Source organism: Nonomuraea sp. NPDC003804, from assembly GCF_040610675.1.
Lineage (GTDB): Bacteria > Actinomycetota > Actinomycetes > Streptosporangiales > Streptosporangiaceae > Nonomuraea.
Map to the genome: position 1 here is coordinate 51,574 of NZ_JBEXMT010000003.1, position 18,810 is coordinate 70,383.

Annotated in this window: 20 protein-coding genes; 9 read left to right on the plus strand and 11 right to left on the minus strand. The window is 72.2% G+C overall.

Translation table 11 applies throughout. From position 1 onward, the window contains the following. The first annotated feature begins 16 nt into the window (after positions 1-16). From ABZX22_RS04540 to ABZX22_RS04565, 6 genes are all read left to right on the plus strand, one after another. Entirely contained in the window at positions 17-631 is a 615-nt protein-coding gene (locus tag ABZX22_RS04540) for a GNAT family N-acetyltransferase (protein ID WP_354906052.1), read from the plus strand. Between the two features lie 16 nt (positions 632-647). Continuing rightward, positions 648-1,127, plus strand: a complete 480-nt coding sequence (locus tag ABZX22_RS04545) for an Rrf2 family transcriptional regulator (RefSeq protein WP_354906053.1) — start codon at positions 648-650, stop codon at positions 1,125-1,127. 48 nt (positions 1,128-1,175) lie between these two features. Next, the gene (locus tag ABZX22_RS04550) at positions 1,176-1,646 is read left to right on the plus strand and encodes an FAD-binding protein (RefSeq protein ID WP_354906054.1); all 471 of its coding nucleotides are present in this window, start codon (positions 1,176-1,178) and stop codon (positions 1,644-1,646) included. Positions 1,647-1,651: 5 nt separating this feature from the next. Beyond that, entirely contained in the window at positions 1,652-1,936 is a 285-nt protein-coding gene (locus ABZX22_RS04555) for a BBE domain-containing protein (protein ID WP_354906056.1), read from the plus strand. Between the two features lie 38 nt (positions 1,937-1,974). Continuing rightward, complete coding sequence (locus tag ABZX22_RS04560; RefSeq protein WP_354906058.1) at positions 1,975-2,523, plus strand: 3'-5' exonuclease; 549 nt, start codon at positions 1,975-1,977, stop codon at positions 2,521-2,523. Positions 2,524-2,637: 114 nt separating this feature from the next. Beyond that, positions 2,638-2,934: a hypothetical protein gene (locus ABZX22_RS04565; RefSeq protein WP_354906060.1), complete on the plus strand. Its 297-nt coding sequence runs from the start codon at positions 2,638-2,640 to the stop codon at positions 2,932-2,934. 179 nt (positions 2,935-3,113) lie between these two features. Here the strand turns inward: ABZX22_RS04565 and ABZX22_RS04570 are convergent, their stop codons facing one another. From ABZX22_RS04570 to ABZX22_RS04590, 5 genes are all read right to left on the minus strand, one after another. Continuing rightward, complete coding sequence (locus tag ABZX22_RS04570) at positions 3,114-4,661, minus strand: PH domain-containing protein (RefSeq protein WP_354906062.1); 1,548 nt, start codon at positions 4,659-4,661, stop codon at positions 3,114-3,116. Beyond that, positions 4,658-5,146, minus strand: coding sequence for a PH domain-containing protein (locus ABZX22_RS04575; RefSeq protein ID WP_354906064.1), 489 nt, complete (start codon positions 5,144-5,146; stop codon positions 4,658-4,660). The genes ABZX22_RS04570 and ABZX22_RS04575 overlap by 4 nt, the downstream gene beginning before the upstream one ends. A 136-nt stretch (positions 5,147-5,282) precedes the next feature. Continuing rightward, a complete protein-coding gene (locus tag ABZX22_RS04580) occupies positions 5,283-5,414 on the minus strand; it encodes a hypothetical protein (protein ID WP_354906066.1) in 132 nt (43 codons plus the stop codon). 187 nt (positions 5,415-5,601) lie between these two features. Then, on the minus strand, positions 5,602-6,546 hold the full coding sequence (locus ABZX22_RS04585; RefSeq protein ID WP_354906068.1) for a sulfite exporter TauE/SafE family protein: 945 nt from the start codon (positions 6,544-6,546) through the stop codon (positions 5,602-5,604). A 175-nt stretch (positions 6,547-6,721) separates the two neighbouring features. Then, positions 6,722-7,150 carry a MarR family transcriptional regulator gene (locus ABZX22_RS04590; RefSeq protein WP_354906069.1) on the minus strand — a complete coding sequence of 143 codons (429 nt, stop codon included), beginning with the start codon at positions 7,148-7,150 and terminating at the stop codon, positions 6,722-6,724. An 83-nt stretch (positions 7,151-7,233) separates the two neighbouring features. Between ABZX22_RS04590 and ABZX22_RS04595 the strand changes: the two genes are divergently transcribed. From ABZX22_RS04595 to ABZX22_RS04605, 3 genes are all read left to right on the plus strand, one after another. Then, on the plus strand, positions 7,234-8,400 hold the full coding sequence (locus tag ABZX22_RS04595) for an MFS transporter (protein ID WP_354906070.1): 1,167 nt from the start codon (positions 7,234-7,236) through the stop codon (positions 8,398-8,400). Between the two features lie 315 nt (positions 8,401-8,715). Beyond that, positions 8,716-9,153 (plus strand): hypothetical protein, encoded by a 438-nt coding sequence (locus ABZX22_RS04600; RefSeq protein ID WP_354906072.1) that lies wholly within the window; start codon positions 8,716-8,718, stop codon positions 9,151-9,153. A 188-nt stretch (positions 9,154-9,341) separates the two neighbouring features. Further along, a complete protein-coding gene (locus ABZX22_RS04605) occupies positions 9,342-12,695 on the plus strand; it encodes a BTAD domain-containing putative transcriptional regulator (RefSeq protein WP_354906074.1) in 3,354 nt (1,117 codons plus the stop codon). 48 nt (positions 12,696-12,743) lie between these two features. Here ABZX22_RS04605 and ABZX22_RS04610 read toward each other — a convergent pair whose 3' ends face one another. The 6 genes from ABZX22_RS04610 to ABZX22_RS04635 form a co-directional block, all read right to left on the minus strand. Further along, entirely contained in the window at positions 12,744-13,418 is a 675-nt protein-coding gene (locus ABZX22_RS04610) for a Crp/Fnr family transcriptional regulator (protein WP_354906076.1), read from the minus strand. Positions 13,419-13,567: 149 nt separating this feature from the next. Continuing rightward, the gene (locus ABZX22_RS04615) at positions 13,568-13,810 is read right to left on the minus strand and encodes a hypothetical protein (protein WP_354906078.1); all 243 of its coding nucleotides are present in this window, start codon (positions 13,808-13,810) and stop codon (positions 13,568-13,570) included. A 220-nt stretch (positions 13,811-14,030) separates the two neighbouring features. Beyond that, positions 14,031-15,638, minus strand: coding sequence for an alpha/beta fold hydrolase (locus ABZX22_RS04620; RefSeq protein WP_354906079.1), 1,608 nt, complete (start codon positions 15,636-15,638; stop codon positions 14,031-14,033). Between the two features lie 180 nt (positions 15,639-15,818). Then, positions 15,819-16,958, minus strand: coding sequence for an NAD(P)/FAD-dependent oxidoreductase (locus ABZX22_RS04625; protein WP_354906081.1), 1,140 nt, complete (start codon positions 16,956-16,958; stop codon positions 15,819-15,821). A 135-nt stretch (positions 16,959-17,093) separates the two neighbouring features. Then, complete coding sequence (locus tag ABZX22_RS04630; RefSeq protein WP_354906083.1) at positions 17,094-17,360, minus strand: hypothetical protein; 267 nt, start codon at positions 17,358-17,360, stop codon at positions 17,094-17,096. A gap of 225 nt (positions 17,361-17,585) precedes the next feature. Then, entirely contained in the window at positions 17,586-18,740 is a 1,155-nt protein-coding gene (locus ABZX22_RS04635; protein ID WP_354906084.1) for an acyl-CoA dehydrogenase family protein, read from the minus strand. Between the last annotated feature and the right edge of the window lie 70 nt (positions 18,741-18,810).

Consider the following 18,810-nt stretch of genomic DNA (forward strand, 5'->3'; position numbering starts at 1 on the left):
GAGGGGGATGAGCCAGATGGCGGAGATTCGACCGTTCCAGCCGTACGATCTGCCGGGCATGTACCGCGTGTGTCTCCAGACGGGAGACTCGGGCAAGGACGCCACCGCGCTCTACCACGACCCCGACCTGCTCGCCCACATCTACGCGGGCCCCTATCCGGCCGCCGATCCCGGCCTGAGCTTCGTCGCCGTGGACCGGCGGGGCGTGCTGGGCTACATCATCGCCACCGCCGACACCCCGGCCTTCCAGCACTGGCTGGAGGAGCACTGGTGGCCCGGCCTGCGGGCCCGCTATCCGCGCACGATGGCCGCCGACCCCGGCGACGGCACGCTCGACTGGTGGTGCGTGAAGCGCATCCACGACGCCAGGCCGACACCGGACGAGCTCTACGACCGCTACCCCGCCCACCTGCACATCGACGTCCTGCCGAGGGGGCAGGGGGCGGGTCTGGGGCGACGGCTGATGCGGACGCTGCTCGACGAGCTGCGGGCCAGGGAGGTGCCGGGCCTGCACCTCGGGGTGGGCGCGGGCAACGCCGGAGCGTTCGCCTTCTACCAGGCCATGGGGTTCAGCGTGGTCCGGCCGGATTCGTGGGGCGCGACCATGGCGATCCCTATTCTAGACGTGTAATATCCAGGATATGCGCATGAGCGAGGGCGTCGAGTGGGCGCTCCACAGCTGCCTCAACCTCTCGTGGATCGAGACGGGCGAGGCGATGACGGCGGCCAAGCTGGCCGCCTTCTACGGCCTCCCCACGGCGTACCTCAACAAGCAGTTGCAGGCGCTGGCGCGGGCGGGCATCGTCAGCTCGACGTCGGGCCCCAAGGGCGGGTTCCGGCTGGCCCGTCCCCTCGACCGGATCACGCTGATGGACGTGGTGACCGCGATCGAAGGCGCGGACGAGGCGTTCAGGTGTGAGCAGATCCTGCGCCAGGGCCCCGGCGGCAGCCCGCACGTCGACTACCGGGAGTCCTGCGTGATCGCGCAGGCGATGCGCAGGGCGGAGCTGGCCTGGCGGCACGAGTTGGCGAGCCAGACGCTGGCCGACATCAGGCAGACCGTCGAGGCGCGTTACCCCGCGACACCCGCAGGCACCCGATCGTGGTTCGCGAACCTGCGGACCTGATCGTCCCATGACACAATCCTGGATATCTGACATCGAGAACGGTGGCTGATGGTGAACCTTCTCCTCCCCGGGGACGCAGGCTTCGAGCAGGCGACCCGCCCCTGGAACCTGGCCGTCGACCAGCCCGTCAGCGCGGTCGCCGAGGCGCACGACGCCGACGACGTGGCCGACGCCGTCAAGCTGGCCCGCAAGCAGGGGCTGGCGGTTGCGGCCCAGCCGAGCGGGCACGGCGCGAGCGGCGACGTCGACGGCGTCCTGCTACTGCGTACCCGCGGGCTGTCCACCCTGGAGATCGACGTGCCGGCCAGGACCGCGCGTGCCGGCGCCGGCGTCGCGTGGGGCGAGGTGCAGGCGGCGGCCGGCGCGCACGGCCTGACCGGCCTGCCGGGCAGCTCACCCGTGGTGACCGTCACCGGGTACACCCTGGGCGGCGGCCTGTCCTGGTTCTCCCGCGCGCACGGCTGGGCCTCCTCCAGCGTCCGCTCCTCCTGGACCGGCTCACACCCATCGACCCGCTGATCGGCGTGCAGATCAGGCACCTGGGCGGGGCCCTCGCGCGGCCGTCCGACAGCGCCGCGGGACAGCTCGACGCCTCCTACCTGCTGTACCTGTTCGGCACGCCCGGCGTCGAGGACCGGCAGCGGGAGATCATCGAGGGCGGGCGCAAGCCGTTCACGTTCCTGTCGCCCGGAGAGAGCGCCGAGGCCGCCTTCCCCGCCGAGACCCTCGCCCGGCTGCGCGACATCAAGCGCCGCCACGACCCCGACGGCGTCTTCCGCAGCAACTACCCGGTGCTCGGCCGAAACTGAGATGACCCCGGCCCCGTGGCCTCTCTACGCTCGCCGACATGGAACTGAACGTCGTCGACGTCGAGGCCACCTGCTGGGACGGCCAGCCGCCGCCGGGATCGGTCAGCGAGATCATCGAGATCGGGCTGACCGTCGTCGACCTCCGCACGCGTGAGCGCCGCTCCCGCCACCGCATCCTCGTACGGCCGGCACGGTCCACGGTCAGCGCCTTCTGCACCGACCTGACCGGGCTCACCCAGGCCGAGGTCGAGACGGGAGTGGGTTTCGCCGAGGCGTGCAGGACGCTGGCGGCCGAGCACGCGGCGCGGTCGCGGCCGTGGGCGAGCTGGGGCGACTACGACCGCCACCAGTTCACCCGGCAGTGCGCGGCCACCGGCGCGGCCTACCCCTTCAGTCGCCGTCACGCCAACGCCAAGGCGGTCTTCACCGAGGCGCACGGGCTGCGCAAGCGGCCGGGGATGGCCGCAGCCCTGCGGATCGCGGGACTTCCCCTGGAGGGACGCCACCATCGCGGCGAGGACGACGCGTGGAACATCGCCGCGCTGGTGCTCAGCCTGGCCGATCAGGACGCCTGGCCGATGACCTGAGCACTCCCCCTCGTGGCGACTACGTTGCGTGATCGAGCGAATACTACATTGCCGACATGGGGTCGTTGACCATGACTCCACCCGCTTGATCGCTCTCTCAGGAAGGAACCTTCCGTGAAGATCATTGTCGCCCTGCTCGGCTTCGCCCTGCTCGCTCTCTTCGGCCCCGTCTCGCCCGCCCACGCCGCCGCGACCCCCACCTACACCTGTGTCATCGTGAACCTCGGCGAGGACGGCACGCTGACCGGCGCCTACTGCCAGGGCACCGACGGCGCGCCCGCCCAGGGGCCGATCCTCGAACCGTTCGCCGTCTGGTCGCCGTTCCAGCTGACCCGCATCATCCTGTGCACGTCAGGGGAGGCCGACACGCCCACGGGGATCACCGGTTACGGCTGCCAGCGCCTCTTCTGAGCCGTCCGGGCCGGCACGCCTCGCGCCGCCGCGCCCGACGGGCGGCGGCATGCCCGTCGCCGCGCCCGCCGGACGGTCACATTGGGGGGCGCCGCGCCCGCCGGGCCGTGGTGCGCTGGTCGCCGCAGTCCCCCGGTGGCGGTGGCGCGCTGGTCCTCGTCGCCGTGCGCCCGTCTCATTCATGAACGCGGCGGCGCCGGCGGGGAGACGCTGGAGACGAGGAAGGGAGCCAGGAGCCCGGGAACCGCCTCCTCGGCGAACACCACGCCCTCCCCCACGCCGACGTCCTTCACCCGGTACGCCCCCGCCGCCGTCGCCGCCGTCAGCGTCATCAACCCCCTGCGCCGCTGCGCCGGCGACGTGCCGAACGTCCAGCCGATCACCCCGTCCCTGCGCAGCGCCACCGTCCTGCGCAGCGCCGCGCCGTACCGGGTCACCAGGTACGGCCCGGCCAGCCCGTGCCCGAGGCTGCGATAGGCGCCGACGGCCAGCGGCACGGTCACCAGCGCGCACGCGGGAGCGAGCAGCCACAGCGCGCCGGGAACCCAGCTCAGCCACGCCCCGAGCCCGGCCAGCGCGAGCGCCGCCGGCACGAGCGGCCAGACGGCCCGCAGCAGCCGCCGCCGCAGCGCCGCCCGCGGATGGGGGCGCAGCGGCACCTCCAGCGCGGGCCCGCCGAGAACCTGCGCGGCCACCCGCAGCGCGGTCACCCGGGGCGCGGGCGGCAGCAGCGCGGCCGACGTCCGCTCCTCGCTGTCGTCGGGCTTCATGCCGGCGACCAGCGCGCGCAGCCTGGCGCCGCCGCCCCAACGCAGAGGCGCCGGCTCGGCCAGCTCGACCCCGCGCAACCGGCTCTCCTCCAGCGACAGCGACCGCGTGGTGAGCAGGCCGCGCCGTACCCGGTAGGCGCCGTCGGACTCGCGCGACAGGCGGAAGCGCCACCACACCTCCACGTACAGGGCCAACGCGCCCACCAGCCCGATCACCGTCACGGTCACGACCGCCGCCACGACCAGCAGCGCCGGCGAGGTCGTGCTCGCCGCGGCCCAGGCGTCACGCAGGAACCCGACCTCTGCGGGCTCGACTCCGAAGATGTCCAGCACGCGGAAGAAGGCGCCGAACGGGGCCAGCCCGATGAGCGGCGTCCAGCTGCTCAGCAGCGCGAACCCGATCCAGCGCGGGCGCAGGCCCGCGAGCGTGTTGTCCCGCTGCGCCGCCGTCCCCCCGCCGAGCAGCAGCCGGCGCAGGTGCTCGGCCCTGGGTCCGGCGATCGCGTCGAGACGGAGCCCCGCCTGCTGCTCGCCCGCGTCGACGCGCACCACCGCCAGGCCGAACAGCCGGTGCGCGGGCCCGGCCGTGAGGTCGACGGCCCTGACGCGGTCGCGCGGGATCGAGCGGTGCCGCCTGAACAGCAGCCCGGCGCGCAGCTCGACCCGCTCGTCGGTGACGCGGAACCGGGTGGTGGCGTACCGGAGCGTGACGAGCACCGCGATGCCGGCGAAGACCGTCAGCAGGGCGAGGAGCGGGATGACCGTCCGCGGGCTCGGCCCCGCGAGGGCGACGACGGCTGTCGCGGGGATCGCCGGGCCGATCACCCAGCCGAGCCCGGTCCCCACCGTCCGCCGGTCGAGCCGCTCCCACCCGCCGGACACGTCACGCCCCTCCGTGCCACACCCGGTCACGTCCCGCCCTGCCATGTCGTGCCCGGTCATGTCGTGCCCGGTCACGTCGCGTCCCCGGGGACGGCCTGCGTCCTGGCGGTGAGCCGCTCGACGAGGTCGGCGGCGAGCACGTGGTCGAGCCCCTGGATGGTGATCGAGCCTGCCGCCGAGGCCGTGGTGACCTTCACCCCGGACAGCTTGAAGATCTGCTGCAGCGGCCCCCGCACGGTGTCGACGGTCTGGATGCGCGACATCGGCGCCACCCGCGCCTTGTACCACACCCAGCCGGAAGCCGCGTAGACCGCGTCCTCGGTCGTCTCCCACCGGTGCACGCGGTAGCGCCGGCGCGGCATGATCGCCGCGTACGCCACGCCGGGCACCGCCACCACGGCCAGGGACAGCAGGAGCCACGCCCGGGCGGGCGGGATCAGTAACGCCAGCAGGCCCAGCACGAGAACCGGGGGCACGACGGGGACCAGCGCCTGGGTCGTCCACCACCGGACGGCTCGCGGGTCGACCTGGTGCCGGGGTGGCCGAAGTTCGAGTCTCATTCCGTCTCCTTGCGGGGCCCAACTCTGGCCGGTCAGCTCAATTTCTGACCGCTTGGCCAAAATTTAGCACGAGCGAACCATACGGCGGAGCCACCCGTTGGGGTACCGGCCTTGTCACCCGCCGCGCTTGGGAAGGTCAGGGCCGGTAGGGGCCGGAGACGACCTCGTCGATGTACATGACCATGTTCGAGTAGCCGGGTGTGCCGATGAGCAGGCCGAACCAGGTCCGCGGTCGCGTCGGGACGTAGGGGTTCGGGGTCACGCTCACCCGGCCCGTGGCACCGTTCCGTTGTCTCACCTCGTCCAGGACCGGGCAATCGCCGAGCACCGGTGCCCGCGCGGCCCGGCGGCGGTCAGACCGGGTCGGGCGGTCAGGCCGGCGCGTCGGACAGTCAGGCCGACCCCTCGGACGATCAGGCCGACCCGTCAGACGATCAGGCCGGCCCGTCGGGCGGTCAGGCGGGCGTGCGCGCGGTCTCCGGCTCGCTCTCGCGCGGCCGCAGCTCGACCTCGAGCGACTCGACCGGGGCGGCGGCCTTGTCCCTGCGGTAGGCACGAACCGAGTGCGTGATCGCCCCGGCCCAGATCAGCGCGATGGCGAGGTAGGCGACGGTCTGCACGCCGCCGGGAGCGGCGACCCAGTCGCTGCGCAGTAGCGTGCGCAGGTTGGTGAGGATGATGACGCCGCCCACGGCCGAGCCGAGGATGCGCGGCGGGATGTGCCGTACCAGCCAGGCGGCGATGGGCGCGGCGAGGATGCCACCGAGCAGCAGGACGCCGACCCAGGTGAAGTCGATGTTCTGCGAGCCGATCCCGACGAGGAAACCGGTGCTGGCCGCGAGGGCGACGAGGAACTCGCTGGTGTCGACCGAGCCGATCACCTTGCGCGGCTCCAGCCGGCCGCTCGCGAGGATGGCGGGCGTGCCGACCGGGCCCCACCCGCCGCCGCCCGTGGCGTCGACGAACCCGGCCAGCAGGCCGAGCGGCGCCAGGAACCGCTTGCGCAGCGGCTTGCCGAAGTCGGCACGGGGCAGCCCGAAGACGGTGAACCGGACCAGGATGTAGGCGCCGAGCGACAGCAGGATGATCGACATGATCGGCGCCGCGGCCGCCGTCGAGAGGCTCGACAGGAACGTCGCCCCCGCGAAGGCGCCGACCGCTCCCGGGATGCCGATCTTGGCGACGACCTTCCAGTCGACGTTGTTGAACCGCCAGTGCGCGATGCCGGAGGCGAGCGTGGTGCCGATCTCGGCCAGGTGCACGGTCGCCGACGCCGCGGCCGCGTTGGTGCCGACGGCCAGCAGGAGCGTGGTGGAGGTGACGCCGTAGGCCATGCCCAGGCTGCCGTCCACGAGCTGGGCGGCGAAGCCGACCAGGCCGAGCAGGATGAGCGCGCGCACGGCATCCCCATTTCCGGGTTTCTCTACTATTACGGTCGGAATTATCATTATTCGAGATGGCGCCTCAGGTCAAGCCCCACGCTTCCATCCACTGGTGACGATCCGACCGCATCGACGACGACGGCAGGCTTTCCGGGCATGCCGAAGCCCGGATGAGAACAGGCAGGCCGCGGCCCTACTGGACGAGCGCCCGCAGGAGTTCGCGCAGGGCCTCCTGCTGGTCGGCGGCCAGCGCCGTGAGCGGCGACCGGGTACCCAGGCGGGCGACGACGTCGGCCCGGCACCGCTCGCCGTCCGGCGTGAGCACGATCCGCTTGGCCCGCCGGTCCGTCGGGTGCGGCAGGCGCTGGACCAGGCCCTGCAGCTCCAGCCGATCCAGGACGAAGGTCGCGTTGGACGGCTCGCAGAACATCCTGCCGGCCAGCTCGCGCGCGGTGATCGGCTCGGACAGCTCGCGCAGCGCGACCACCTGCGTGGGGGTCAGGCCGACCTCGTCGGCGACACGGCGCACATGGACGTCGAGTCGCTGCACGAACTGGTGGACCAGCTTGCACACGTCACGGTCGATCTGGGCATCCACCGACAGGTCCGGCCGACTCGTCATACCCCCCAGCCTAGCGCCGCTGATTACAGCTGTGATAGTTCTAGTTGATATTATTCCAACTAGATCTACTTGGGGCATCCGTCATGCCGCTCTTCGTCTTCTCCCTCATGCTGGTGGTGTTCGGCCTCACGACCGGCGAGTTCGTGATCGCCGGCATCCTGCCGGACGTGGCCGCCGACCTGGCGGTGTCGGTTCCGGACGCCGGCCTGCTGGTGACGGCCTACGCGCTGGGCATGATCGTCGGCGGTCCGGTGGTCACCGTCCTCACGGCACGGCTGGCCCGCAAACCGCTGATCGCCGGGCTCGTCGCCGTCTCCGTGCTCGCCAACCTGGGCTCGGCGCTGGCGGGGAACTACGCCGTCCTGCTCGTGTCGCGGTTCGCCGCCGGCCTGGTCGTGGCCACGTTCTTCGCCGTCGCGATCGCCACCGCCGTCTCGATGGCCGCCGCGGGCAGGCAGGCGTCCACGGTCGCCAAGCTCACCCTGGGCATGAACCTCGGCATCATCCTCGGCACGCCCATCGGCACCTTCATCGGCCAGCACCTCGGCTGGCGGGCCACCTTCGCCACGGTCGCCGCGTTCACCTTCGCGGCCCTGCTGCTGGTGCTGCGGCACCTCCCGGCGCAGCCCGCCGCCGCGACCGGCTCCGTCCTGGGCGAGCTGCGGGTGTTCGCGCGCCGCGACCTGCGCCTCGCCATCGCGCTCACCGCGGTGGGCAACGTGGGAATCGTGACCGTCTTCACCTACATCGCCCCCTTGCTCACCGACGTCAGCGGGTTCTCCGCCGCCGCCGTACCCGGGCTGCTGCTGGTGTACGGCACCGGCGCCGTCGTCGGCAACTTCCTCGGCGGGTGGCTGTCGGACAAGGCGCTGATGCCGTCACTGGCCGGGCTGCTGGCTGTCCTGGCGGGCACGCTGGCACTGTTCTGGCTGGTCAGCGGCAACCAGGTGGCCGCGGCGATCATGACCTTCGCCATCGGCGTGCTGGCGTTCGCGATCATCCCGGGCATGCAGACCCGCGTCCTGACCACGGCCGGCACGGCCCCGACCCTCGCCGTGGCGGTCAACGCCTCCGGTTTCCAGGTCGCCGCCGCCTTCGCGGGCTGGCTCGGCGGACAGGTGATCAGCGGCGGCCCCGGGCTGCGCTCGATCTACCTCGTGGGCGCGCTCCTCACCGGCGCCGGCCTGCTCATCGCCCTGTACGGCCTGCGCCGCGACCGCCGCCCCGCCCCTGCCCCCGCCCGCACCTGACCGCGCAGCGCGCGACCCCCGCCTTCGCGAACGCCGAGGTCGTCGTCCAGCCGGGCGCGGGACACCATCCGTGGATCGACGACGCCGAACGGTTCGTGACGGCTAGCGCGTCACTCCTCGGACAACGGCTTTCCGGACGACGGCTTTCCGGACAACGCCCCCTCGGACGACGGCCGCCTTTTCCGACCGGGCGACTGTATCGAAGAACACCATCGCTGTGTATCCGGCGAGACAGACCTCGCCGGCTCTTTCGGATGCACTGGTGCTGTTCCGAAAAAGCACCCGGGCGCGCGCCCGAGGGGGAAAGGAAAAGCGATGAACAGAGTTCTTCGATGGGCGGCGCTGCCGGTCGCCACCGCCGCGCTGGCGAGCGCGACGCTGCTGCCGGCGGCGTCGGCGACCGCGGCGACCTCCGCGACAGGCGCCACGACGTACACCATCGAGCTCATCTCCCTGACCTGCAACAAGAAGCAGGACAGCGTCGGCGAGGACGAGCCGCAGCTGTTCATCAACGGGGTGAGCAAGTTCGGGCCCGGCAAGATGGGCAAGGGCGACACGGAGATCCTCACGGGGACGACGTTCGAATTCTTTAGCACGGCCACGATGGAGCTGTTCGACGTGGACAAGGGCAGCAACGACGACTTCCTGGGCAGCGTCGTGGTCAGCTCCAGCGAGGCCGGTGCCGGGATCCAGGTCGAGAAGTTCGACCATCTGAACGGCGCCGAATACACGATCGTGTACGAGGTCGACTGACGAAACGGGACGAGGGCAGGCAAGCGAGGATGCGGTTCATCCGAATTCCGGAAATCGGAATGTCTTCGCTGCCTGCCGTATTCGCGAGCTGAATGCGGCGACTTTCTCGGCATGAATGTCTATGAGCGGCCCCGCGGCGAATGTAGCATCGGGGCACGTGCACGGGGTCATGCCGACGGGGGTCGCGGATGGACGACTTGCATGTGCGTGTGCTGCGGGCTTCGTCACTGACCGCCGGGGACGGTTCCGCCGTGCCGGTGACGTCGGTGAAGGCGCGGGCCGTGCTGTTCTACCTGATCGTCGAGAGCACACCGCACACCAGATCCGCCCTCGCCGGGCTGTTATGGGGCGACCGCTCGGAGACGAAGGCACGCGGAAGTCTGCGGCTCGCCCTGATGGAGCTGCGCCGCGCCGTGGGCGATCATCTGATCATCAGCCGGACCCACGTCGCGTTCGACCGCGGCCGGCCGTACTCGCTGGACTGGGCCGACCTGGTCGAGAACGGCACGGTGCCGGCGGACTACCGGGGCGGTTTCCTGGACGATCTCGCGGTCCCGAACGCTCCTGGGTTCGACGACTGGGTGGCCGAGCGCCGGCGGCAGGCCGGGCGCGCCGCCGTACAGGCGCTGAGCGCGCGGGCGCACGCGGCGCGGGAGCGGGGCGACTGCGCGGACGCCGTACGGCTGGCGCGCCGGGTCCTGGACATCGACGCGCTGGACGAGAGCGCGCATCGCCTGATCATCGAAGCGCTCTGGGCGACGGGCAACCGCGCGGGCGCCCTGACGCAGTACGAGGCCTGCCGCCGGACGCTGGACCAGGAGCTCGGCGTCGCGCCCGATCCCCGCACCGAGGCGCTGCGGCAGCGGATCGCCCCCGCCGGGCCCCGATCGGGTGCGCGCCGGGAACCACGGGGCGCCCCGGCGAGCGGACCGGCCGCGCGGCGCGGGCTGCCGCGCCCGCTGACCCGGCTGATCGGCCGCGAGGCCGAGGTGGAGAGGGTGTCGGCGAAGCTGCGTGATCGGGAGGTGCGGCTGCTCACGCTGACCGGTCCGGGTGGCGTGGGCAAGACCCGGCTGGCCGTCGCCGTCGCCGAACGAACCGACTGCGAGGTGCTGTTCGTCTCGTTCGCCGGAGTCCGGTCGCCCGATGCTCGGGCGGCGGCCACGAGTGGGACGGACGTGGTCGTGACGACGTTGGCGGAGGCCGCCGGCGTCGACCTGACACCGCCGAGGCCCGCCCGCGACCTGCTGCTCGCCGCCGTCCGGCACCGGAACCTGGTCCTGGTCCTGGACAATCTCGAGCACCTGCCCGGCATGGCCCCGCTGGCCGGGGCGATCCTGGCGGTGGCGCCTGCCGTACGGATCCTGGCGACCTCGCGGCGCCGGCTGGGCATCTGCGCGGAGCACGTCCACGAGGTGCCGGTCCTGCGCGGGGCCGCCGCGCGAGCACTGTTCGTGGAACGTGCCAGGAATCTCGACCCGCGCATCGACCCCGACGCGCGCTCGCTCGACCGCATCTGCGGCGCCGTCGGCGGACTGCCCCTCGCCGTCGAGCTGGCGGCGACGCTGACCAGGGCGATGACCTGCGAGGAGATCGCCGACCAACTGGAGGCGCACTCTCCGCCGGAGCGTGCCGCGGAGGCTCCGGCGGCGCTGCTGGTGCATCCGGCACCGGCGGCCGCCGCGCGCCACGCGAGCATGCAGCACGTCTTCGACACCTCGTGGCAGTTGCTCACCACCTGTGAACAGCGGGCCCTGGCCGCCGTGTCGGTGTTCGCCGGCGGCTTCACGCTCGCCGCGGGGATCGCGGTCGCGGCCACGACCGTCCTGGCCATCGCACGGTTGACCGATCATTCGCTGGTGCGCCGCGACGACGACGGCCGGTACCGGGTGCACGAGCTCGTACGGCAGTGCGCGGTCGCGCGGCTGACCGACCAGTCGCCCCGGGTCCGCCATGCCCACTGGTACGCCCGGTTCCTGCGGGAGCGCGCCGGCCGGCTCCGCGACCATGCCGACCGGGCCGTGCTCGACGAGTTCGAGCCGGAGATCGACGACATCCGGCAGGCCTGGCGGCACCTGGTCCACCGGCTCACCGACGCCGAGCGGGCGGCGTTCGCGGAGGACTACTGGACGCTGTGCCTGCGCCGGCACCGCTATGCGGAAGCGCTGTCCGTGGCCTCCGACATGATCGCGACGGTGCGCGGCGAGCGGGCGGCGGCGGCCCGATGGCACCGGCTCGCCGGAATCGCGCACTTCCAGTTCGAGCGCGGCGCGGAGAGCCTGGGAGCGTTCAGGGACGCACTGGCGGTCGCCGATCGCCCGCTGCCCTCGACGCGGGCTGGAAAGGCCGGGGCGGTCGCCGCGGCGTTGACCCGTCAGGTGATCCACCGCGCCACCGCGCTGAGCGGAGTCGCCCGGCACGAGCCCGCGCGCGAGCTGGCCGCCGAGGCCGCGCGAACCCTGTCCGTCCTGGCCGAACTCGGCTACCACCGGCAGGAGCGCAGCACGATGCTGCTCAGCGTGGTGCGCCACCTGGACGCGGCGGAGCGGGCGGGCGGGGCCGTCGAACGCGCCGAAGCCTACGCGAACTTCGCCGTCGTCACCGCCCTCGCCGGTTTCGAGACGGCGGCCCGCTACTACGGCCGTCTCGCCGACGAGGAGATCGCCAAGGTCGCGGACCCGGTGGCGGTCTCCCGCGCCCGCCTCGCGCGGGGGCTGCGGCTGGCCGCCGAAGGACGGTTCACCGCCGCGCAGCGGGTCCTCACCCTGGCCCGCCGGCATCCCGCCGATCCCCGCCTGGCGGAGCACTGCCTCGGGCTCCTCGCCGACCTGGAGATCCAGCGGGGCCGCTACACGGCCGCCGCGCCGATGATGGCGGCGGTGGCCGAGGCGTCGATCGCGCGCATGGGAGAAGAGCTGTCCGGTTACTGGTGCCTGACCGGACAGGCCGAGGCGCTGCTACGGCTCGCGGACCAGGAGACCTCCGGCGTGGGCGCGGTGTTGAAGGCTGCGGAGGAGGCGACACTGGCGTTGCCCGCGCTCGGCGAGGACCATTTCGCCCGGGCCGGCGCGAAGATCCCGACGATCCAGCGGGTACGGCTCGGCGTGGCCCGCGCCCGGTTCCACCTGCTCGGCGGGGATACCGCCGCCGCCCGCCTGGCCGTGGACGACGCGTTGCGCACGGCCGCGCGGCCGGACATGCCGCTCAGGGGCACCCTCGAAGCGTGGGCGGGGCTGGCCGAGGTCCTCTGGACGCTGGAGGCCGACGATCCCGCCGTCGCGATGGTGCTACGTCACATGGACAGGCTGACCCGCCTGACGCCGTCGGCGGCGGCCCGCATGGGCTGGGCGGCGGCGCTGGTGCATCAGGTCACCGGCCGGCGGACGGCGGCCGGACGGGCCGCCACCGGCGCCCTGGCCGCCGCCCGCCGGTTGGGAATCACCTTCGACGAGGCGCGGTCGCTCGAAGTCCTGGGCGAGACGGAGGCGGCCGCCCGGCTCCACGCCGACCTGGGCACCGCGCCACTCGCCCGGCCAGGCTGACGGGCCCCTCCGCCCGGCCGTACCGGAGAGGCCAGGCATCCCGGGAGATCATCCGGCGGCGCTGAGGTCGCTTGCGGCGGAGGGCGTTCCTGCGGCGCGGCGCCGGAGGGCGTCGAGATCCCGGATGACGATCTCCCTGCGGCCGGTCTCGATCCAGCCACGGTCGCGCAGGACGCGCAGCGCCTTGGCCGTCGCGATCCGGGACGAGCCGGTCCATCCCGCCAGCTCCTGCTGCGACAACGGGAGAGTGATCCGCAGCCCGGCCGGGCAACGCGCCCCGAACCGGTCGGCGAGTTCCACCAGACGCCTGGTCACGCGGCCCAGCGTGTCGAAGGAGTTGAACTCGGCCAGCTTGTCCTCGGCGTCCCTCAGCCGCCGGCCCAGCAGCTTCACCAGGGAGATCGCGACGAGGGGCCGCGCCCGCAGGTGCCCCGCGAACGCCGCGGCGGGAAGGCACAGCCCGGTGACGGGTTCGAGCGCCGTGGCCGACACGGGGCGGATCCGTTCGCCCAACGCCGACGACTCCCCCAGCAACTCGCCGGGGCCGAGCAGCCACAGCACGACCTCGATCCCGGCCGCGGTCGAACAGGTGACCTTCACCCTGCCCGATCGCAGCGACACGACCCAGTCGGCGTGGTCGCCCTCGCGGAACAGCACCGCGCCCGCGGGCCAGTGCCGTACCCGTCCACCCAACTCCGCCAGATCCTCTTCCCACCGGTCCACCGCCGCCTCCTTCCGAGGAGAGCATGACGGCGGCCGCGTCAGCGGATCGTTTGCCCGGCGTCAGCGCCCGCCCTACGGCGCCTGCCGTCCGAGGTCAGCCCGTCATTGCCCGGCGTCAGCGCCCGCCGTACGGCGCCTGCCGTCCGGGGTCAGCCCGTCCATCCCAGGAACGCCTCCCCGGCCGAGACGGCGCCGAGCCAGACGGCCACCGCGAGCACCGGCACTGCCGGCCCCCAGGCCGAGCGCCCGCGAACGGCCCGCACGGCGACGCCCAGCAGGCCCGCCCACACCACGAGAAGGACGAGGATCGCCCAGAGTGGCGCCACCAGCCCGCTCGCCAGGTAGAAGGGCAGCGTGCACAGGTGGCCGACCAGCCCCAGCCAGCTCGCCACGCGGGACACCATGGGCACCTCCAGCCGACGGGGACCAGGTCGCCACGCGTTCACCGTACCGGCGACAGGCCGGGGCCGGGCGGACGCCCGCGCTCCGGCGCGGGCTGCTCGGGTTCGCGGACACCCGACCGGCGGGGCCCCGCGTGGGGGCCCCGCCGGATGTGGCACTCGCCGCGCATCCGGCCACGGGCGCACCTGCCCGCGGAGGCTGGAGCGAGGCTCAGCGGGACGTGCCGACGGAGGCGTGGCCGGGCTCGGGACGGGACAGGGTCGCGACCGGACCGGCCCAGTGCAGCGGGCTCGACGGCCACGACGGGGCCTGCCGCTTGGCCATGGTCTCGGCCGCGGCCACGGAGCAGCGGGTGCCGGGCGCGGGCACGGTCAGCGAGATCAGGTACTCGTCGAAGTGCCGCGTGCTGCACTCGTCCTTGCCGTAGATACGGTGACCCCACCCCTCGTAGGTCAGCAGCACCGCCTTGGGGCCGAGCTGGCGGGCCACGTTGGCGGCCCAGGTGGAGGGGGTGGCGGGGTCGTGCATCGAGGTGCCGATCAGCAGCGGAGCACTGCCCTTGTAGCGCAGCGAGTGCTGCGGGTTGGTGGCGCGCTGGTTGAGGCAGATGGGCAGGTCCTCGATCGGCATCGGGTTGTACCGCATGTCGGGGGCCAGGCGGGCGGAGCTGCGCATGAGCGCGGCGTACTGCCGGTAGTCGCGCACCCGCAGGTCGTAGTCCTGGCAGAGGATCACGGTCGGCAGCTGCGCGAGCTCCCCCGGCACGGGCTGTCGGCCGGGCGGCGGCGGCACGTCCTCGGGCACTGTCCCGCCGTCCAGGGCGATGAGCATATCGGTCAGCAGGCGCCAGTTCGGCCCCTCGTTCCCCAGTACGCCCTGGTAGATGAGCTGCAGCTCGGTCATCGGACGGTCCTTGACGCCCGGGTAGTACACCTCGCCGCGCCGTACCTTCGCCAGCAGGTTCTCCCAGAACGCCCGGATGTCGCGCCCGTGCAGGGCGCAGCTGGAGTCGGCCTCGCACCAGGCGGCCCACTGGTCGAACCCGTCCTCGGCCGCGGCGCTCTCGGTGTCGAGGAACGCCTTGACGCCGAGGCTGTGGTCCATGGTGCTGTCGAGGGCGAGTGCCCGGATCCGGTGCGGGAACAGCTCGGCGTACATCTGACCGATCAGCGTGCCGTACGAGAGCCCGTAGTAGGTGAGCTTCTCCTCGCCGAGGGCGGCGCGGACGGCGTCCATGTCACGAGCGACGTCGACCGAGTCGACGTGGTCGTAGAGGGGGCCGGTGCGGGCCCGGCAGTCCTTGTGCAGCTTCCTGGTGTAGGCCTTCCACGTGTCGAAGTCGGCCTGGCTCGCCATGACGGGGTACGGCATCTGGTTGTACAGGGCCGCCGAGCAGACCACGGGATGGCTGCGGCCCACGCCCCTGGGGTCGAAGCCGACGATGTCGAACCGCCGCTGGATCTCCTCGGTGAAGAAACCGGGAGCGCCGTAGGCGGCCTCCACGCCCGACCCGCCCGGACCGCCCGGGTTGACCAGCAGGGATCCGATGCGGGCCGCTGGGTCGGTGGCCTTGCGGCGGGCGATGGCGAGGTCGATGGTGGGCCCGCCCGGATCGGACCAGTCGATCGGGACGGCCAGCTTGCCGCACTCGGCGGAGGGTTCCTCTTCGCAGGGCGCCCAGGTGATGGCGCCTGTCCCCGTGGCCGCGGTGACTCCGTCCTCAGCGGCCGTCCCCGGGGCCGCTCCTGCCGTCGAGGCGGGTAAGAGCACCGCCATCACCGCGAAGGCGGCCGCGAGCAGAGAAGATCGTGTGCGCATGTTCCCCCAATCGTCGTTCGGGTGGCCCGCTCATGCGGCACGGGCCAACCTTGATCATTCCGGGTCAACGACACGTATGACGGCAATACCGGAAATTTCTGACAACGGAGGTTTCTTCCATCTCGCGGAGGAATTACGGACACGGCGAAGCGGCCCCGCCCGTCGCAGGCCGGTCCGGCGTCACCGGCCTGGACGGTCGACCGCCGGGTCCGCGAACTCGGGGGTGACGCCCGGAAACGAGCCGTCGCCGAACAGGATCCGCGCCGCCAGGGCACGACCGGCACGACCGCGCAGCACGGCCACGGCCGCCTCCGCCGCGGCCGGGGATCGGATGCCGGCGAACACGCGGCGCAACAACAGCCGGCCTCGGAACCTGGACCGCAACGCCTCCCCGTCGTACCGGCGCAACACGCGCCGGTCGCCCGTACGCAGATACTCGGCGGCGACCGCCGCGGCCTGTTCGGACATGCGGAAGCAGGGGTCCAACCCCCCGGCCGTCAGCGGCGACACCGCGCCCGCCGCGTCTCCGACGAGCAGCCCGGCGGGGCACGCCAACCGGCGCAGCACCCCGCCGACCGGGATCGGACCACCTCGGCGCTCGACCGGACCGGTCGGCGCCGCGCGGCCGGGCGCGTCCGCGGCGAAAGCCTCCAGCAGGTGACGGATGCCGGTGCGCATGGCGTCCGGATATCCCGCGACGCCGACATGCGCATGCCGACCGTCGTCGATGACCCACCCCAGGTACCCCGGAGCAATCCGCGGGTCCAGCACGCAGTGGAACGCCGGGGTCGTCGTGCCCGACGCGACCGGATGGACGATCTCGGCACCGACGAGGAAGCGCCGGTTGACGTCCAGGCCGAGATCACGGGCCACCCGGGAGCGGGCGCCGTCCGCGCCGACGACGAACCGGGCGGCCACCGGCTCCGCCCCCGCGAACCGCACGAAACCCTTCGACACGTCGAGGTACCGCACGCCCAGCAGCACCCGCGCCCCGGCCGACTCCGCCGCGCGGCGCGCATGCTCGTAGACGGCCGCCATGTCGGCCACGCGGTACTCGTCCCGGTCGCTGGTGAGCCGGATCGGCGCCCGCCGCGACGGCGGATACAGCAGCACGTCCCGCACACCAGGCCCGAGCAGGTGGTCCGGCAGGTCGAAGTCGTCCAGGGTGCGGCGCACGAAGATCCCGGTCGTGCGGATGCCCGTCGACAGCGACCTGCGGCGGTCGACCACCATCACGTTCAGCTGCCGTCGCGCGAGCAGGCGGGCCGTGCACAGGCCGGCCAGACCCGCACCCACGACCAGTACGTCCACTGTCTGCATATCCTGCGACGGTAAGGGCGATACCGCAGCAGGGTGACCGTTTGCACACGACCTGCCCAGTACTTTCACACCGTCGCCACACATCCCCTTCCATGTGCGGGAAGGGGCCCCGCTGAGCGCCGCTCGCCGGTCACGTCACCACTGGTGACGCCGGAACACGCACACGAAGAGGGGACGATCCCCGGTCATCTTGTCGACTTTCAGCGTGTTCACGGTGTCGAGCTTCCATCCCTGGGCTTCGACCACCTCGATGCCCCGGCCGAGCTTCTCGATCTCCCCGGAGAAGTTGAGATGCCCGATCTCACTGATGATCTGGGCGGTGAACACCGTACGCCCCTCGGCTGCGGCGTTACGGGCGCTGACGGCCAAGGCCTCGTTCGTGGCCTGCTTGAAGATCCCCATACTCACTCCCTTTTCATCGGGATCCCGTGAGGGACCACGGAGGCGACACGGTGACTCAGACGGCGTGACATGCGCACCCTGAATATTTGGACGCGCCTTCCGCCCGAACGGTTGTGGGGCGTCCGGAGGGCGCCGGATCACAGAACAGAAACCGACGTCGAGATCCACCACAGCGCGAAACCCGGTCCCCTCACCGACGGGAACCGGGTTTTCGCAGCTCATCGCCTACTTGAGGAGCTGCCTGGCCATGACCATGCGCTGGATCTGGTTGGTGCCCTCGTAGATCTGGGTGATCTTGGCGTCGCGCATCATCCGCTCGACCGGGAACTCCCGGGTGTACCCGTACCCGCCCAGCAGCTGCACCGCGTCGGTCGTGATCTCCATCGCCGCGTCGGAGGCCGCGCACTTGGCCGCGCTCGACAGGAACGTCAGGTCCTTCTGCGGCTGTCCGTGCATCGCCAGCTCCGACTTGGCCGCCGCGTGGTAGGTCAGCTGGCGGGCCGCCTCCAGCTTCATCCCCATGTCCGCGATCATGAACTGCAGACCCTGGAACTCGGCGATCGCCTTGCCGAACTGCTTGCGCTCCTTCACGTACCCGATCGCGTAGTCGAGGGCGCCCTGGGCGATGCCCAGCGCCTGGGCGGCGATCGTGACGCGGGTGTGGTCGAGGGTCGCCAGGGCGGTCTTGAAGCCGGTCCCGGGCGCGCCGATCATGCGGGACGCCGGGATGCGCACGTCCTCGAGGATGACCTGACGCGTCGGCGAGGCCTTGATGCCGAGCTTGCGCTCCTTGGGCCCGAAGGAGACGCCCTCGTCCGACTTCTCGACGACGAAGGCGGAGATGCCGCGCGCGCCCGCGGAGGGGTCGGTGACGGCCATGACCGTGTAGTACTCGGAGACGCCCGCGTTGGTGATCCACATCTTGACGCCGTTGAGGACGTAGTGGTCGCCGTCGAGGACCGCTCGGGTCTTCATGGCCGCCGCGTCGGATCCCGCCTCGGGCTCGGACAGGGCGTACGAGAACATCGCCTCACCCGTCGCGACCGGCCTCAGGTAAGCGGCCTTCAGTTCCTCCGAGGCCGACAGCAGCAACGGGACGGTGCCCAGCTTGTTGACGGCGGGGATCAGCGACGAGGAGGCGCAGGCGCGGGCCACCTCCTCGATGACGATGACCGCGGCGAGCGCGTCGCCGCCCGCACCGCCGTACTCCTCGGGGACGTGGATCGCGTGGAGGTCAGCGGCCACGAGCGACTTGTAGACGTCCCACGGGAACTCCTCGCGCTCGTCGGCCTCGGCGGCGCGGGGCGCGATCTTCTCAGCGGCGAGGGCACGGACGGTCTCGCGGAGCATCTCGTGCTCCTCGGTGAGGGCGTAGGTCATACCTCGAATACTAGGACGTCCAAGCATCTTGTTACCAGTCGGTACGATTTGTCGGTTTACCCAGGTGGCA

Bases quoted from the DNA above. Each gene is read 5' to 3' on its own strand.
- ABZX22_RS04630 (WP_354906083.1), bottom strand. From the start codon at position 17,360: ATGGGGATCTTCAAGCAGGCCACGAACGAGGCCTTGGCCGTCAGCGCC.
- ABZX22_RS04545 (WP_354906053.1), top strand. From the start codon at position 648: ATGAGCGAGGGCGTCGAGTGGGCGCTCCACAGCTGCCTCAACCTCTCG.
- ABZX22_RS04635 (WP_354906084.1), bottom strand. From the start codon at position 18,740: ATGACCTACGCCCTCACCGAGGAGCACGAGATGCTCCGCGAGACCGTC.
- ABZX22_RS04590 (WP_354906069.1), bottom strand. From the start codon at position 7,150: ATGACGAGTCGGCCGGACCTGTCGGTGGATGCCCAGATCGACCGTGAC.
- ABZX22_RS04620 (WP_354906079.1), bottom strand. From the start codon at position 15,638: ATGCGCACACGATCTTCTCTGCTCGCGGCCGCCTTCGCGGTGATGGCG.
- ABZX22_RS04540 (WP_354906052.1), top strand. From the start codon at position 17: ATGGCGGAGATTCGACCGTTCCAGCCGTACGATCTGCCGGGCATGTAC.
- ABZX22_RS04625 (WP_354906081.1), bottom strand. From the start codon at position 16,958: ATGCAGACAGTGGACGTACTGGTCGTGGGTGCGGGTCTGGCCGGCCTG.
- ABZX22_RS04550 (WP_354906054.1), top strand. From the start codon at position 1,176: ATGGTGAACCTTCTCCTCCCCGGGGACGCAGGCTTCGAGCAGGCGACC.
- ABZX22_RS04605 (WP_354906074.1), top strand. From the start codon at position 9,342: ATGGACGACTTGCATGTGCGTGTGCTGCGGGCTTCGTCACTGACCGCC.
- ABZX22_RS04600 (WP_354906072.1), top strand. From the start codon at position 8,716: ATGAACAGAGTTCTTCGATGGGCGGCGCTGCCGGTCGCCACCGCCGCG.
- ABZX22_RS04595 (WP_354906070.1), top strand. From the start codon at position 7,234: ATGCCGCTCTTCGTCTTCTCCCTCATGCTGGTGGTGTTCGGCCTCACG.
- ABZX22_RS04575 (WP_354906064.1), bottom strand. From the start codon at position 5,146: ATGAGACTCGAACTTCGGCCACCCCGGCACCAGGTCGACCCGCGAGCC.
- ABZX22_RS04560 (WP_354906058.1), top strand. From the start codon at position 1,975: ATGGAACTGAACGTCGTCGACGTCGAGGCCACCTGCTGGGACGGCCAG.